The organism is Arachnia propionica, assembly GCF_003859805.1.
Lineage (GTDB): Bacteria > Actinomycetota > Actinomycetes > Propionibacteriales > Propionibacteriaceae > Arachnia > Arachnia propionica_C.
In genome coordinates, this window is sequence record NZ_RQZG01000020.1 from 1 (window position 1) to 14,903 (window position 14,903).

General features: G+C 67.3%; 15 protein-coding genes. 9 read left to right on the forward strand and 6 right to left on the reverse strand.

The features are described from left to right. A partial coding sequence (locus tag EII34_RS14010) for a hypothetical protein (protein ID WP_148092635.1) occupies positions 1 to 233 on the reverse strand: 233 nt, incomplete at its 3' end. 289 nt (positions 234 to 522) lie between these two features. On the opposite strand from EII34_RS14010, the gene EII34_RS14015 reads away from it, so the two are divergent. From EII34_RS14015 to EII34_RS14030, 4 genes are read left to right on the forward strand one after another with little or no spacing between them, the layout of a single operon-like run. Then, on the forward strand, positions 523 to 930 hold the full coding sequence (locus EII34_RS14015; RefSeq protein WP_124845798.1) for a TOBE domain-containing protein: 408 nt from the start codon (positions 523 to 525) through the stop codon (positions 928 to 930). After that, positions 927 to 1,661: a molybdate ABC transporter substrate-binding protein gene (modA, locus tag EII34_RS14020; RefSeq protein ID WP_124845799.1), complete on the forward strand. Its 735-nt coding sequence runs from the start codon at positions 927 to 929 to the stop codon at positions 1,659 to 1,661. The genes EII34_RS14015 and modA overlap by 4 nt, the downstream gene beginning before the upstream one ends. Continuing rightward, on the forward strand, positions 1,658 to 2,440 hold the full coding sequence (locus tag EII34_RS14025; protein WP_260425172.1) for an ABC transporter permease: 783 nt from the start codon (positions 1,658 to 1,660) through the stop codon (positions 2,438 to 2,440). The genes modA and EII34_RS14025 overlap by 4 nt, the downstream gene beginning before the upstream one ends. Next, positions 2,433 to 3,515, forward strand: coding sequence for a sulfate/molybdate ABC transporter ATP-binding protein (locus EII34_RS14030; RefSeq protein ID WP_124845800.1), 1,083 nt, complete (start codon positions 2,433 to 2,435; stop codon positions 3,513 to 3,515). Before EII34_RS14025 ends, EII34_RS14030 begins: the two co-directional genes overlap by 8 nt. Here the strand turns inward: EII34_RS14030 and EII34_RS14035 are convergent. The 3 genes from EII34_RS14035 to EII34_RS14045 form a co-directional block, all read right to left on the reverse strand. After that, positions 3,460 to 4,590 carry an ARPP-2 domain-containing protein gene (locus tag EII34_RS14035; protein WP_124845801.1) on the reverse strand — a complete coding sequence of 377 codons (1,131 nt, stop codon included), beginning with the start codon at positions 4,588 to 4,590 and terminating at the stop codon, positions 3,460 to 3,462. The genes EII34_RS14030 and EII34_RS14035 overlap by 56 nt on opposite strands. Further along, positions 4,583 to 5,956, reverse strand: coding sequence for a hypothetical protein (locus tag EII34_RS14040; RefSeq protein ID WP_124845802.1), 1,374 nt, complete (start codon positions 5,954 to 5,956; stop codon positions 4,583 to 4,585). Before EII34_RS14040 ends, EII34_RS14035 begins: the two co-directional genes overlap by 8 nt. 228 nt (positions 5,957 to 6,184) lie before the next feature. After that, positions 6,185 to 6,907, reverse strand: a complete 723-nt coding sequence (locus EII34_RS14045; RefSeq protein WP_124845803.1) for a cobalt-precorrin-6A reductase — start codon at positions 6,905 to 6,907, stop codon at positions 6,185 to 6,187. 46 nt (positions 6,908 to 6,953) lie between these two features. On the opposite strand from EII34_RS14045, the gene ispG reads away from it, so the two are divergent. Genes ispG through EII34_RS14070 form a run of 5 tightly spaced genes read left to right on the forward strand, consistent with a single transcriptional unit; the run spans position 6,954 to position 12,888 of the window. Then, positions 6,954 to 8,096 (forward strand): flavodoxin-dependent (E)-4-hydroxy-3-methylbut-2-enyl-diphosphate synthase, encoded by a 1,143-nt coding sequence (gene ispG / locus EII34_RS14050; RefSeq protein WP_185711357.1) that lies wholly within the window; start codon positions 6,954 to 6,956, stop codon positions 8,094 to 8,096. Position 8,097: 1 nt separating this feature from the next. After that, a complete protein-coding gene (locus EII34_RS14055; RefSeq protein WP_124845805.1) occupies positions 8,098 to 8,931 on the forward strand; it encodes a GNAT family N-acetyltransferase in 834 nt (277 codons plus the stop codon). 30 nt (positions 8,932 to 8,961) lie between these two features. Beyond that, positions 8,962 to 10,461 (forward strand): hypothetical protein, encoded by a 1,500-nt coding sequence (locus tag EII34_RS14060; RefSeq protein WP_124845806.1) that lies wholly within the window; start codon positions 8,962 to 8,964, stop codon positions 10,459 to 10,461. A 51-nt stretch (positions 10,462 to 10,512) separates the two neighbouring features. After that, on the forward strand, positions 10,513 to 12,270 hold the full coding sequence (locus EII34_RS14065; RefSeq protein WP_124845807.1) for a proline--tRNA ligase: 1,758 nt from the start codon (positions 10,513 to 10,515) through the stop codon (positions 12,268 to 12,270). 27 nt (positions 12,271 to 12,297) lie between these two features. Next, a complete protein-coding gene (locus tag EII34_RS14070) occupies positions 12,298 to 12,888 on the forward strand; it encodes a hypothetical protein (protein WP_124845808.1) in 591 nt (196 codons plus the stop codon). 35 nt (positions 12,889 to 12,923) lie between these two features. On the opposite strand, the gene EII34_RS14075 is transcribed toward EII34_RS14070, so the two are convergent. Beyond that, positions 12,924 to 13,733 carry an aldo/keto reductase gene (locus tag EII34_RS14075; protein WP_124845809.1) on the reverse strand — a complete coding sequence of 270 codons (810 nt, stop codon included), beginning with the start codon at positions 13,731 to 13,733 and terminating at the stop codon, positions 12,924 to 12,926. Positions 13,734 to 13,773: 40 nt separating this feature from the next. Continuing rightward, a complete protein-coding gene (locus EII34_RS14080) occupies positions 13,774 to 14,877 on the reverse strand; it encodes a 1-propanol dehydrogenase PduQ (RefSeq protein WP_260425173.1) in 1,104 nt (367 codons plus the stop codon). Positions 14,878 to 14,903: the final 26 nt, after the last annotated feature.

Here is a 14,903-nt window from a genome sequence, read left to right on the forward strand (position 1 = left end):
AAGGTGAGCACGATCCCGGCGGCGAACAGGCCTCGTCCGGCTGCTCGGCCCCAGCCGGAGGTGCCGATCTTGGTGGTGACCGTGCTCTGGATGCCGGCACCGAGCTTCCCCTTGAAGAAAGTCTTGACCTCTGAGGAGAAGACATGGGGTCGGCCGTACTGGCCCGGTTTGGGGCCGAGGATCGTCTCGAAGAAGCCAGTGCGGATCTTCGTTCCGAAGTCCCCGGGGCCCACACGTCCAGCGTCGGTTCGGGAACATCTGACGTGTTTGGTGGCTTGGAGCGCTCCCCGGCCACCGACCACCCATCGGGCAGATCACAGCAGAACGACGAACCGTTCAGGCGCATCACGGACATCCTCGTTTTCACGGACTGGACAGCAGAGTACAAGCGGGGACTGGCGACGAACGTGGCCGAAGGAAGTCGGACATGGTCAAAGTGGTCCTCCAGATGGACGACGCAGCTGTGGCGTGAGGTCGTGATCTCAGGTCCACGTCAGCACGTGCGCTGATAAGCTCAAATTCATGGAGAAAATTCGTGTCTCCGCCGCTGCTGTGCTGCTCGGGGTCAGCGATGACACCGTGCGCCGGTGGATCGATGCGGGGCGTCTCGGTGTTGAGCGCGACAAGTCCGGACGACAGGTGATCGACGGTGCCCAACTGGCCCAGCTGGCGATGGAGCTGGCCGATGACTCCCTGGACGCCATGGATCAGGGCCTCGGGCACCGCTCGGCACGCAATCACCTCACCGGCCTGGTCACCAAGGTCACCTCGGACCAGGTGATGAGCCAGGTGGAGCTGCAGTGCGGCCGCTACCGGATCGTCTCCCTGATCTCCACCGAAGCGGTGGGTGAACTCGGGCTCGAGCCCGGGTGCATCGCCACGGCGGTCATCAAGGCCACCAACGTCACCATCGAGGGCGGACGCAGATGAGGGGTCTCGCCGTGCTGGTGGCGTCGTTGCTGGCCTGTGCCTGCAGTTCCCAGGACTCGTCGGTGGTCTCCAGCGCCTCGAAGACGGACACCACCGAGGTCGTCGTGTTCGCGGCCGCCTCCTTGAACAAGGTGTTCCCCGAGATCGCCCCGGCCACCTACTCCTTCGACGGCTCCTCCTCGCTGGTGGACCAGATCTCCGCCGGGGCCCCGGCGGACGTGTTCGCCTCGGCCGACCGGAGGACCATGGACAAGGCGGTCGGAGCCGGACTGATCGACGGCGAGCCCGTCATGTTCGCCACCAACCATCTGGTTCTCATCACCCCGGCCAACAACCCTGGTGGGATCACCGGGCTCGACACCTCACTGGAGGGGCGCAAGCTCGTGACCTGTGCCCCCGAGGTGCCGTGTGGTGCCGCGACGGTGAAGCTGGCGGAGAAGGCCGGGATCACCCTCCATCCGGTCTCGGAGGAGTCCAAGGTCACCGATGTGCTCGGCAAGGTCTCCTCGGGGGAGGCCGATGCAGGGCTGGTCTACGCCACCGATGCGGTCACCGCCGGGGCCGCGGTGGCAACCTTCGAGATCCCCGGGGCGGCTGCGGATCCCAACACCTACTGGATCGCGAGGGTCAAAGGGACCAGGAACGCATCCGGTGCGGACGCCTTCATCGCGCGGATCACCCAGGAAGGTACTGCTGTGCTGGCCGAACACGGATTCGGTCCCGCCCGGTGAACCGGTTCCCACGGTGGGCGTGGCTGCCCTTCGGCATCGGGGTGCTGCTGCTGGTCAGCCCACTGTTGGGGATGCTCACCCGGATCTCCTGGACCCGCCTGCCCGAGCTGCTCACCACACCGGGAGCTCGGGATGCGCTCAGGTTGAGCCTGGTCACCTGCTCACTGGCCACGGTGCTGGTCGTCGTCATCGGCACCCCGATCGCCCTGGTGCTGGCCCGCAGTCGGGCCTGGTGGACCTCGGTGGTGCGCACCCTGGTGACGGTTCCGATGGTGCTGCCACCGGTCGTCGCCGGTCTGGCCCTGCTGGTCACCTTCGGGCGACGCGGTCTGATCGGGACGTCCCTGGCGTTGCTGGGGGTCGAGATCGGGTTCACCACCCTCGCCGTCGTCATCGCACAGACCTTCGTCTCCCTGCCCTTCCTCGTGATCTCCCTGGAGGGAGCGTTGCGCTCCACCTCAGGACGCCACGAACGGGTGGCAGCCAACCTGGGGGCCACACCCAACCGGGTGTTCTGGCGGATCACCCTTCCCCTCCTGTCCCCCGCCCTGGCCTCAGGGGTTGCGTTGTCGTTCGCCCGTGCACTCGGCGAGTTCGGGGCCACCCTCACCTTCGCCGGATCACTGCAGGGCGTCAGCCGCACGTTGCCGTTGGAGATCTACCTGCTGCGGGAGTCCGACCCCGAGATCGCGCTGGCCCTGTCCCTGGTGCTGATCGCCGTCGCGGTGCTCATCGTGCTGCTCTCGACGAGGTTGCGTACCTGGGGGAACCATGACTGATCTGCTGCGGGTGGCTGCTGAGCTCCGGCAGCGCGACATCCGGTTGGAGCTCAACCTGTCTGAGGGGCAACGGGTGGCCGTGATCGGCCCCAACGGGGCGGGGAAGTCGACGCTTCTGGACCTCATCGCCGGGGTGCTGCGGCCCACCGCGGGGGCGGTGTGGCTACGGGGTGAGGAGATCTCCGGTCCGCACCGGCACCTGCCGCCGCACCGCCGTCGCATCTCCTACGTCGAGCAACACTCCCTGCTGTTCCCGCACCTCGACGTGTTGGGCAACGTCGCCTTCGGTCCACGGTCCCGAGGCGCATCGGTGAAGCAGGCGCGACGGCGTGCCCTGACGGAGCTGGCGGCCGTGCAGTGCGAGGACCTGGTCGGCTGCAGGGCCGACCAGCTCTCCGGCGGGCAGGCCCAACGGGTGGCCCTGGCCCGGGCGCTGGCCGTCGATCCTGACATCGTCCTGCTGGATGAACCATTCGCCGCCCTGGATGCCAGAGTGGCCCCCGAGCTGCGACGTCTGCTCCGGGAACGTCTCGCCGGACAGGCGACGGTGCTGGTCACCCACGATCTGATGGATGTGGTGGCACTGGCGGACCAGGTGGTGGAGCTGTCACGGGGCAGGGTGGTGGCCGACGGTGTGGTGGATGAGCTCATCCAGGCACCATCGACCCCGTTCCTGGCGGATTTTGTCGGGGTGAACCTGCTGCACGGCCGAGGTGATGGCAACCGGGTGTGGTTGACGGAGGGAGTCGCCGTCGTCGGGAGCGGGGACGTGGGGATGGGTCCGGCACGGGCGGTGTTCGCCCCCGCCGCGGTGGCGCTGTTCCCCCATGCCCCGCACGGCAGCCCGCGCAACCAGCTGACGGCCGAGGTCGTGGCGGTGGAGGACCGTCACCTCGGGCAACGCGTGACCCTGGAACTGGCGGGGCAACGATTCACCGCCGATGTCACGGCTGCAGCCGCGGCTGAACTGGGCCTGGCACCGGGTGGACGGGTGGTGGCGGTGATCAAGGCCACCGAGGTCACCGTCCACCCGGGCGGCGGGCCTTCGCGGCCTGCTCCCGGAAGTTGTGGTTGATGAGGTGGCCGAAGCCCTGCGCATCCATCCTGGCGACGAGGGAGGGCACGTCGATGCCGAGGGCCTGGGCGGCGGAGTCCAGGTGCCACTGGTGCTCGCCCAGCACCGACAGCAGGTGGGCGCGTCGGGTCTGCGCGGCGGACAGGCGCAGGGTGTTGAGGTGCAGCAGCTCGCCGTCGTCGCGCACGATCCGCTCCCCGATGTGGTTCGCCTGCAACAGTTCCAGCGAGGTGATGAACCGCTCCAGCCGCATCCCGGGCAGCGAGTAGACGGTCTCGGTGCGAAGTTCCCGGTCCCGCCAGTCGCCGAGCAGCACGTCGGTGGTGGCTGCCGCCCAGTCGCGCCGCAGGCTTTCCAGGCCACGCCGCAGCTCGGCGACGGTGGTCGCGTCCTGGAAGTGTGGAGTGGGGTCGATGATCCACCGCGTGGGCTGGTTGCACGCGTAGGCGAGCACGAGATCACCGTAGAGGCTGCTCAGCAGGGTGTGGTGCAGCGCCCGGTAGTCACGTGGTGAGGGCACGACGAAGGCTGCGGCGAGGGCGTCGGAGACGAGGACCAGCATCCCCACCTGGCGATCATGGATCTCGAAGGTCCGAAGTGCGGTGTCGAGGCCGGGGACGTCATGGCCGTCGATGAAGCTCTCCGCCCGGCATCCCAGACCGTTCCGCATGAAGCTCTCCGACAACTCCGGCCAGGCGATCGCCGGTGGGTTGAAGTGCATGGTGAGCAGGGCCTCGATGGCCATCTGCTGCGGCAGGAACCGCAACCGGTTCGAATCGAGCCGTTTGCGCTGCCGGTGGACGAGGACACCCTCACGGCCATGGTCCCTACGGCCCTTCAGCTGGGTGCCGAGGGTCACCCCCCACTCCAGGTGGAAGGCGTGGGGAACGAAGCCGACGTACACGGCATCCTTGTCGGGCACGAGCCGAGTGCCCGGCTCCCAGCCGGCATCCACCAGACGGAGGTCGTCGCAGTCGTGGTCCCGGAGCAACGGGATCAGACGAAACACCCCGCACACCTGCGACGGGGCTGGGGTCAACCCGGTCAGCTCCAGGGGTGCACCGAACTCAGGCATCCGACCCTCCTCGGATGAAGTGGTGGACCCGCTTGGCCAGGTAGGTCTCCAGCTCGATCAGGGAACCCTCCCCGATCACGTACCGGGCGAAACCGAGCGCGGTGGGCAGGTCCTCCGCACGGTGCAGGCCGATGGCGCGGGAATGTGCGGTGAGATTGGCCACCTCCAGTTCCTCGGGGTCGAAGACGGGATTGAGGTGCAGCACCTGGACGCCGGAGGGCAACCGCTTGGTGATGTGTTGGAACGCTCCGGCGGGGTCGTTCTCGATGCCGTCGGAGATCACCAGCACCGTCGTCGCACCCCATTCCAGTGCATCCAGCAGCCGCTCCGAGAGGTTTGACTGCCCACGCGGCCGGGGCAGCCCCTCCTGCGGCGAGGTCCAGAACCCCCGGTAGTCGGAGTGCCCGAGCCGGAGCAGCTGATCGGCGGCGAAGGCGACGGCGAGCGGACGGCCCCGTCGCTGTCTGGACGAGGTGGCGGAGAAGGAGTTGTCCAGCACGGCTGCGACCCGCCCGCTCAGGGCGAGGGGGCCGGAACGCTCCAGCACGGCCCTGGCGGAACGCTCCAGCCACTGCTGTTCCTGTTCCCCGAACTCCTCGCGGCTGAGCAGCCACGAGGTGAGCTCGGTCAGGGACAACCGTTCGGGCCGGAGCTCGACGCTGCTGTTGTGCCCGGCGGCCCGCAGGCGTTCCTTCTCGGTGAGGCGGTCCTTCATCCGTTCCACCAGCTTGTCGGGGTCCATGCCGTGCTTGGCCGCCAGGCCACGTGCGACGGAGTACGGCAGCCGGGTCACGGCCTGCTGGCTGTGGCGAGCCCCCCGGTAGGTCTCGAACAGTTCGGTGGCGAAGGGACGCCGGTGGTCGCCGAACAGGAAGTCGGGCATCTCGCCTGTGGGGTGGAGGTGGATGTGGCGGAGCGCCCCGGCCACCTTGCGGCGGTACTTGACGGCCTGGAACACCGGGTCGGGGTGTCGGGCCAGCCAGTCGCGGATCACGGCCCGGGTGCGGCGGTTGTTGACGCCGTCGCGGCGCAGCCTCGCGGTGAGCTTCCAGAACCGTTGCGGTGGCAGCCGTCGTACCCCCGCCCGGATCAGGGCGTTCTCCTCCTGCTGGAAGTCGGGTGGGGTCTCGCCTCCGGTGGACAGCAACCCGTGGATGATCTCGGCCAGGTTGTGGTCGTTGACGCCGAGCGCCAACAGGCGGGCGTAGAGCCGACGGTAGTTGCCACGCACGTACTCGTGCAGGAAGCCCAGACCGAGACGTTGCTCATCGGCGGTGGAGGAGAACTCCGCCTGTCCGGTGGAGACGAAGGCGGCGTTGAGAAAGGTCAGCAGGTCATCACGTGCCACCTCGTCGGCGGTGCGCATCCATCCTCCTTGCTGTGTGGGGTACCCGGGGAGGAGCAGGGTGATGTGGAAGTGGTTCCTGCATAGGGAAATTTCGGGAGTCACCCAGAAGTCCCACGGGTACCGCCGGTGATCGTAACAGCTGACGTGTGAAGCGCTGCACCTGTGCGGCGTGTTCTGGTTGGGAGCACTCCCAACGGCAACGCGTCGCACAGGTACGGCGCCGTGGGGCCGGACAGCAGGTGGGGCTCAGCCGTTCAGGAAGGTGACGGCCTCCCGGGCCGTGGCGACCGTGGGGAAGCCCTCGGGGGTGGGGCAACGTCGCACGACGATCACCGTCACGTCCAGCTCGGCGGCGGCCCAGAGCTTCGGCTCGGTCAGACGACCGCCGGAGTCCTTCGTCACCAACGCCGTGACCCCGGCCTCACGCAACAGGGTTCGCTCGGAGTCGATGTCGAAGGGGCCACGCCCCAGGTGCACCTCCCAGCTGGGGGGCAGGGGGGTCGATGGGAGCTCCACCATCCGGGCCAGGACCCGGGGAAGGGCCCGGTAGTGGTCGAGGGACTGGCGCCCCACCGTCAGCAGCACCCGGTCATGTCCGGCGGCTGCCCGCGCGGCCTCGTCGTGATCGGCCACCCACAGCCAACGGTTCGCCAGCCGGTGCTCGCTCCAGCTGGGACGTTCGATGCGCAGCAGGGGCACCCCGGCGGCCTGGCTCGCCGCGACGGCGTTCGCGCTGATCCGCTCCGCGAAGGGATGGGTGGCATCCACCACCAGGTCGACGCCCTCGGTCGTCAGGTGGGCGGTCAATCCCGGGATGCCGCCGAACCCACCGATCCGCACCGCACCGGCGATCTCAGCGGGTCGGGTGACCCTTCCCGCCAAGGAGGTGGTGACGTCGTGACCGGCCCGGTGCAGCAGCGCCGCCAGCTCCCGCCCCTCCCGGGTGCCACCAAGGATGAGAACCTTCATGATCGCCATTCAACCGCACCGTCCCAAGGACAGTAGTCTGGGGCCCATGAGTGTGAGCCTCGGCATGCCTGCCCCCGTCGCCAAGGTCCTGGCGCCCCGCCGCAAGACCCGCAAGATCAAGGTGGGCACCACCTGGGTGGGCGGCGACGCCCCCATCTCGGTCCAGTCGATGACCACCACCAAGACCACCGACATCAACGGCACCCTCCAGCAGATCGCGGAGCTCACCGCGACCGGCTGCGACATCGTGAGGGTGGCGGTGCCGTCGGCCGATGACGCCGAGGCCCTCCCGATCATCGCCATGAAGGCGAAGATCCCGGTCATCGCGGACATCCACTTCCAGCCCAAGTACGTCTTCGCCGCCATCGACGCGGGATGCGCGGCGGTCAGGGTCAACCCCGGGAACATCAAGCAGTTCGACGACAAGGTGGCCGAGATCGCCAAGGCGGCCTCGGAGGCCGGGGTGAGTCTGCGCATCGGGGTCAATGCGGGCTCACTCGACAAGCGGTTGCTGGCCAAGTACGGGTCACCCACCCCGGAGGCGCTCGTCGAGTCGGCGTTGTGGGAGGCCTCGCTGTTCGAGGAGGTCGGTTTCCACGACTTCAAGATCTCCGTGAAGCACAACGACCCCGTCGTCATGGTCCAGGCCTACGAACTGCTGGCGGAGAAGTGCGAGTACCCCCTCCACCTCGGGGTCACCGAGGCGGGACCCGCCTTCCAGGGCACGATCAAGTCGTCGGTGGCCTTCGGTGCGCTGCTCAGCCAGGGGATCGGGGACACCATCCGGGTCTCCCTGTCCGCCCCTCCCGCGGAGGAGGTCAAGGTGGGCAACAAGATCCTGGAGTCGCTCAACCTCAGGCCCCGCAAGCTGGACATCGTCTCCTGCCCGTCGTGCGGTCGCGCCCAGGTGGACGTCTACACCCTCGCCGAGCAGGTCACCAAGGGACTGGAGGGCATGACCGCGCCGCTCCGTGTCGCCGTGATGGGCTGTGTGGTCAACGGTCCGGGGGAGGCCCGTGAGGCGGACCTCGGGGTGGCCTCCGGCAACGGGAAGGGCCAGATCTTCGTCAAGGGTGAGGTCATCAAGACGGTGCCGGAGGATCAGATCGTGGAGACCCTGTTGGCCGAGGCCCACCGGATCGCCGCTGAGATGGACGAGGTCGGCGATCCCCAGGTGTCGGTTTCCTGACATGGGGGTCCGGGTCCGGGTGCTCGGCCCACAGGATGTCGGCCACCTCCAGGAGTTCCTGGCCGAACGCCCCGTCGAGAACCTGTTCTTCGCCTCGAAGATCGCGCAGAGCGGGATGAGTCGGCGCTCGTTGGGGCTGATCCACGGCTTCGAGCGTGACGGTGTCCTGACGGCTGCCTGCCTCGACGGCGGCACCCTGTTCCCGGCAGGGGCGGACCCGGAGGCCATCGCCCACTTCGTCGAGGCGGTCGGGAAGGAACGTTCCTGCGCGTCCATCCTGGGCAACTGCATCATGGCGCTCGGCGTGTACCTGGGGTTGTCCACCCGGTTCCGTGGGTCCTGGACCCGGGTGGTCAACGTGCGGCGACGACAGCCGCTCATGGTGCTGACCGGGCCTCCCCGGGTGGCCCCGGATCCTCGCGTGAGGCTGCTCGGGATGCGTGACTTCGAGTCCTATCTCGCTGCGTCGGTGGCGATGTACACCGACGAGATCGGGGTCTCCCCGTTCAAGTACGGCCCAGGCTACGGCTCCTTCGTCCGCAGCCGGCTGGAGCTGGGGGACGCCTGGGGGGTGGTGGAGAACGGCAGGGTGATCTTCAAGGCCGACATCGGACCGCGTTTCGGCAACCAGACCCAGCTGCAAGGTGTCTGGCTCGACCCGTCGCTGCGGGGCCAGGGCCACTCCGCCGCGTTGCTCTCCGGGATGCTCCTCCAGGTCCAGCAGCAGTTCCCCGTGGTCAGCCTCTACGTCAACGACTTCAACACCCCCGCCATCCGGGTCTATGAAAAACTGGGCTTCCAGGAGGTCGGCTCCTTGGCGACGGTGCACTACTGACCCGCCCCGGGGCCGCAGAAAGGGGTTGCCATGGAGGTCTATGAAGACGAGCAATCGAGCAAGGAGGACTTTTTTCCGGAGGCGACACTGGGACGCGGAATGTGGGTGGCGTCCATCTTGGCCCTCGTGATGTTCGCGTTGGAGGTCCTCTTCATATTCCATATGCGGCAGCTTCATGGAGTGGATGTGAAGTATGCGCGTGTCGGCGGTTCAAGTTTTGTATTCGGGGTATTCGTTGCCGGCTCGACTTTTTTTGCCGGGGTGGCCTTCGCTGGTTTGGTGCCTCGGCGCGGTATTGCCGGATGGGTCGCGGCTGAGATCATTGAGATTTCGCGAGATGTTTTCTTTGCCCTTGTGGTGCTCATCTTGTGGGTGGGTGTCGGGGAGTTCGCCCTTTCTCTCCCTTGGGTCTCGCGGAACCTCGTCGGTGTTGAAGCAGGATATTCATTTGGCATGATTCTTCCGATTATGTCCATCTTTGGTGCCTATTTTGTTCTCAAGCTGAGTTCTCGTCTGGTGGTTGGCCTTGAGGTTGCCAGGGGGAGGATTCAGCTCGAGGAGTTGCGATGTGAACGGCTGGCTCTTGCGGCGGCGTGGCTGGGATTCTCTGTTGGATCCTCCTCGAGGAGTGTTGCGGGGCATGTGGTGCCTTCCGGAGTGCGGGGGGCTGAGGGTAGGGAGGTTCGATCGTGGCTCGTGGTCCTGGGGCGATGGGCATGGTGGGGGCAGATGGTTCTCGCCCTGATGGGGGCACTCCTGGCTCTTTCGGCGAAGGCGTTCTATCCCGCGTTAATGTTCTTTCTTTCTGGGCTTTTGGGCTACTTCCAGCGTTTGGATCTCTCGGATGTGGTGGCGCACCGTGCGAGGCGTTTCATAGGGCTGCTTGGATTTGGAAGTGGTCCGCAAGCGACGGGTATTTTTGTGTTGCTCTCTATTGCACTCGGAATGGGTGGTGGAGTTTTGTTCTACGATCGAGCTGATGTCGGTAAGGGTCAGTATCAGTATCAGCCGTGGGGGTGGGGCGGTCCGGGCTGGGTGTATTGGGTCTTCGCTTTCCTGGCAATTGTTGTTGCCGTGTTGCAGCTCCTCTATGTGAGTTTGATCAAGGGCATTTGGTGTCGTGAGTCCGAGCTTGACCGTGTCGCCAAAGTTTGCGAAAACTGGCCTGTTGAGGGAAAAGTGAATGTGTCCCTAACGCGGGGTCAATTGCGTCATCTGGTTGCTCTGGCAAGGCTGTGTGACGGGGCCTTCTTGAAGCCCGAGAGGCTTGAGAAACAGTTGCAGTCCGTCTGGAAATCCTTGGATTCGTCGATTCAGGCTTGGGAGAGAGAGGCGAGATTCGCGATTGAACTCGAGGGAAAGAAGGCCAAGGAGCGAGAAGAAGAGCCGCCAGCAGCTACGCAGTCGCCCGATGCTTCGGCCGAGGTCACGAGGAAGAAGGGTGCATGGCCGGGACTCCTGGTGTCCGGTGCAGTTCTGGCGCTCGCTGCCCTCGTCCGGGCGTGGAGGTTCTGTCTTCGTCGTAGGTGAAGGGGCTGTCGCGAGTAGGATGCGGTGCAGCCGTCAGGAAGGACCTCCGCAGTGATCACTCGTCTCAGCCAGCTGTTCGTCCGGACCCTCCGCGACGACCCGGCCGACGCCGAAGTTGCCAGCCACCGCTGGCTCGTGCGCGCCGGGTACATCCGTCGCGTGGCCCCGGGGGTGTACTCGTGGCTGCCTCTCGGACTGAAGGTGCTGCAGAAGGTCGAGGCCGTCGTCCGCGAGGAGATGGACGCGATGGGGGCCCAGGAGGTGCGGTTCCCGGCCCTGCTGCCGCGCGACCCCTACGAGGCCACCCAGCGGTGGACCGAGTACGGCGACAACCTGTTCCGTCTCAAGGATCGCAAGGGCACCGACATGCTGCTCGGCCCCACCCACGAGGAGATGTTCACCCTCATGGTCAAGGACATGTACAGCTCCTACAAGGACCTGCCGCTGTCGCTCTACCAGATCCAGACCAAGTACCGCGATGAGGCCCGGCCCCGCGCGGGCATCCTCCGCGGCCGCGAGTTCATCATGAAGGACTCCTACTCCTTCGACGTCGACGACGCCGGTCTGCAGGCCAGCTACGACGCCCACCGCGAGGCCTACATCCGCATCTTCGACCGTCTCGGTCTCGACTACGTCATCGTCCAGGCCACATCCGGGGCCATGGGCGGTTCGGCCTCCGAGGAGTTCCTCGCCGTGCTGCCGGCCGGTGAGGACACCTTCGTGCGTTCCCCGGGCGGTTACGCGGCCAACGTCGAGGCCGTCGTGACCCCCGCCCCCGAACCGGTGGACCACTCGGATGAGCCCGAGGCCGTCGTCCTGGACACCCCGGACAGCCCGACCATCGCGAGTCTGGTCGACGTGTTCAACGCGCGACATCCCCGCCCTGACCGTGCCTGGAACGCCGCTGACACCCTGAAGAACGTGGTGCTCAAGGTCACCGACCCGGACGGCTCCAGCTGGCCGCTGGTCATCGGACTGCCCGGTGACCGTGAGGTCGACCCCAAGCGCCTGGAGGCCGCTCTGGCGCCCGCGGAGGCCGCCCCGTTCGAGGAGAAGGACTTCAATGAGCACCCGAGCCTGGTGAAGGGGTACATCGGTCCTCGGGTGCTGGGAGAGAAGTCGGTCTCCAAGGTGAGGTACCTCGTCGACCCGCGCGTCGTCACCGGGACCGCCTGGGTCACCGGGGCCGATGAGGTGAACCGGCACGTCGCCCATCTCGTCTGCGGTCGTGACTTCACCCCCGACGGGACCATCGACGTCGCGGAGGTCCGCGAGGGCGACCCGGCTCCGGACGGTTCCGGTCCTCTCACCCTCGCCAGGGGCATCGAGATGGGCCACATCTTCCAGCTCGGCCGCAAGTACGCCGAGGCCCTGGACCTCAAGGTGCTGGACAGCAACGGCAAGCTCGTCACGGTGACGATGGGCTCCTACGGGATCGGGGTCTCGCGTGCGGTGGCCGCCGTCGCCGAGGCCACCTGCGACGACAAGGGCCTCGCCTGGCCCGTTGACCTGGCGCCGTTCCAGGTCCACCTCGTGGTCACGGGCAAGGGAGAGGAGCTGTTCGGGGCGGCCGAGGAACTCGCCGGCCAGCTCTCCGAGGCCGGACTCGACGTCCTCCTCGACGACCGAAAGGCCAGCCCCGGCGTGAAGTTCGCCGATGCCGAACTGCTGGGCATGCCCATCACCGTCGTCGTGGGGCGTGGTCTCGCCGAAGGCGTCGTCGAGGTGCGCAACCGGGCGACGGGGGAGCGGCGGGATCTCCCGGTCGCGGAGGTCGTCGGCGCGGTGAGGGAACTCGCCGGGCGATGACCTCCCCAGGGCCTAACCTTGGGAGTCATGAACGCTGAACCCGTCGCGACGAGGACCTCGGGGCCGAAGAAGTCACGGCCGCACCGATTTCCCCTCGTCGTCGGTGCGATGTCCGTGGGGGTTGCCTCACTCCTCGTGGTGTGGTCCGGCTTTCATCCCCACGGGAACTTCGAGGCCTCCCTGCTCGGGCTGGGCGCCCTCGCCGTGGCTGCGCTCGCGTGGCTGTGGTTGCTCATTCAGTGCATCCGACGGGCACGCTTCCATCCCGGCCTGGTTGCCCTGCCGCTGACCCTTCTCCTCGCCCTCGGGGCGACCCGGCTCGGCGTGGTGAGGAACCTCGGCTGGGAGCTGGCCCGTCCGAGCCTGGAACATGCGGTCGCGGAGGGCACCTGCCCCGGCTGGGCAGGTCCGCTCCCCGTGAGCCGCTGCGTCTCCCTCGGCGACGGGGGCACCGCCTTCCACATCAGGAATGACGGCTTCCTGGTATCCGGGGGTTGGGCCCACATCGCGGACCCTAAGGTCGCCGCGGAGCTGTTGACCCGCTCACACTTGCAGAATGAGGGGTACCGGTTCAAGGAGATCGGGGACAGCTGGTACCTCTTCGAAGTGGTGTGGTGACTCCCACGTCGTGATCCCTGTTCGACTCCGGGTCGTCACTGACGATCGTCAGGATGCGATCCAGTGCGGCGTCCGCAGTCGAGGGTCGCGATCTCGGCCATGTCCCGGTCGTCGAGGACGAAACCTTCGATCTGCCGGTTGCTCCGCAGCCGATCCGGGTTCGTCGAGCGGGGGAGCACCGCCCCGCCGAGCTGGACATGCCATCTCACGATGACCTGGGCGGTGGACACCCCGTGACGTCTCGCCACGGCCCCAAGGACGGGGTCCTCCAACAGCCGACCACGACCCAGCGGACTCCAGGCCTGCGTGACGATGCCGTGCCTCGCGTGGAAGGCCCGCAGCTCGTGCTGGGGCAGCCACGGGTGGGTCTCCACCTGGTTGATCGCCGGAACCACCCCGGTCTCATCGATGAGGCGCTGCAGGTGGGCCTCGGTGAAGTTGCTCACACCGATGGTGCGCACTCGGCCACCGTCCCGCAGCTCGATGAGGGTGCGCCACACATCGACGTACTGGTTCCTGCTGGCCCGCGGCCAGTGGATGAGATAGATGTCCAGTCCGTCCAGGGCCCGTTCCGAGGCGTCGAAGGATCGCAGCACCGCGTCGCGGTCCTGGCTCTCCTCGCCCCAGAACTTCGACGCCACCCGGAGATCGCTGCGGTCCACCTGCGCCAGCGCCCGCCCGGCCTCCACCTCGTTGGTGTAGAACTCGGCCCCGTCCAGCAGCCGGTACCCGGCGGCCACCCCGTCGAGCACCACCTGCTCGGTGATCTCCGGTGGCACCTGGAACAGGCCGAACCCGACGGCGGGCAGCAGGGACGAGTCATTGAGCACGAGATCAGCGGTCATGGCCCGATTCTTCCATCCCACGACTTCCGGGGTGGCGGTTTCAGGCGACGGCGCGGAGCAGCCCGGACAGGTCCTCCACCGTGACCGCCACAGGATTCGGGGGAGTGCAGCCGTCGGCGAGGGCGGCCGCGGCGAGGGCGGGGATCTCCCGGTGCAGGTCCGCCGTCGCAACCCCGGCCTCACCCAGCCTGGTGGGCAGCCGGAGCTGTTCGGAGAGCCGCCGCACCCCAGCGATGAGGGTCATCACCGCTGCCCGCCCTGTCGACGACGGTGACAGGCGACGCCCCAGCCGGGCGTAGCGTTCGAACGCGTGACGGGAACGTTCCGCGTTGAACTCGATGACGTGCGGCAGCAGCATGGCGTTCAACCTGCCATGGGCGATGGGGTAGTGCCCGCCCAGGGCATGGGCCAGGGAGTGGGTGATCCCGAGCCCGACGTTGTCGAAGGCCATCGCCGCCATGCAGGCGGCATTGTGCATGTGGGTGCGGGCCTCCAGGTCGTCACCGTGGCTGTGGCATCGCGCCAGGTGGGCGAAGATCAACTCCGCGGCCTTCTCCACCAGGGCATCGGAGAAGTCGCAGGCGTCACGGGCGACGTAGGCCTCGACGGCGTGGGTCAGGGCGTCCATGCCCGAGTCGGCGGTGATGTGGGCCGGGGCCCCGATCACGGCGTGAGGATCGAGGATGGCCAGGCGCGCCACCATGTCGTCGGAGACGATGGGCACCTTGACGTGGGTCTCCTCGTCGGTGACCACGGCGAAGGAGGTCACCTCGGAACCGGACCCGCTGGTGGTGGGGATGGCGACGATCCCGGCCGGGGCACCGAAACCGGCATCGAGGGCCGCCTTGTGCATCACCTTCGCCGCATCCATCACCGAACCGCCACCGTAGGCCACCACCACGTGGGGTCTCGTGTCGACGTACTCGCGGACGCCGAGCCCGATCTCCTTGGTGGCGGGGTTCGGCAGCACCCCGGTGAACACGGTGACCCGGCTCCCCAGGTGCTCCAGCACCCGCGCGAAGACGGGGGTGCCGGTGAGGAACTCGTCGGTGACGAGGAACACCGGCTCGTCCCGGAACTGGTCCAGTGCGGTGAGGGCCTCCGGGCCCAACCTCACCGTCGTCATCAGCCGGAACTCCTTCACGGTCTGCTCCTTCCTTCTGGTGCTTC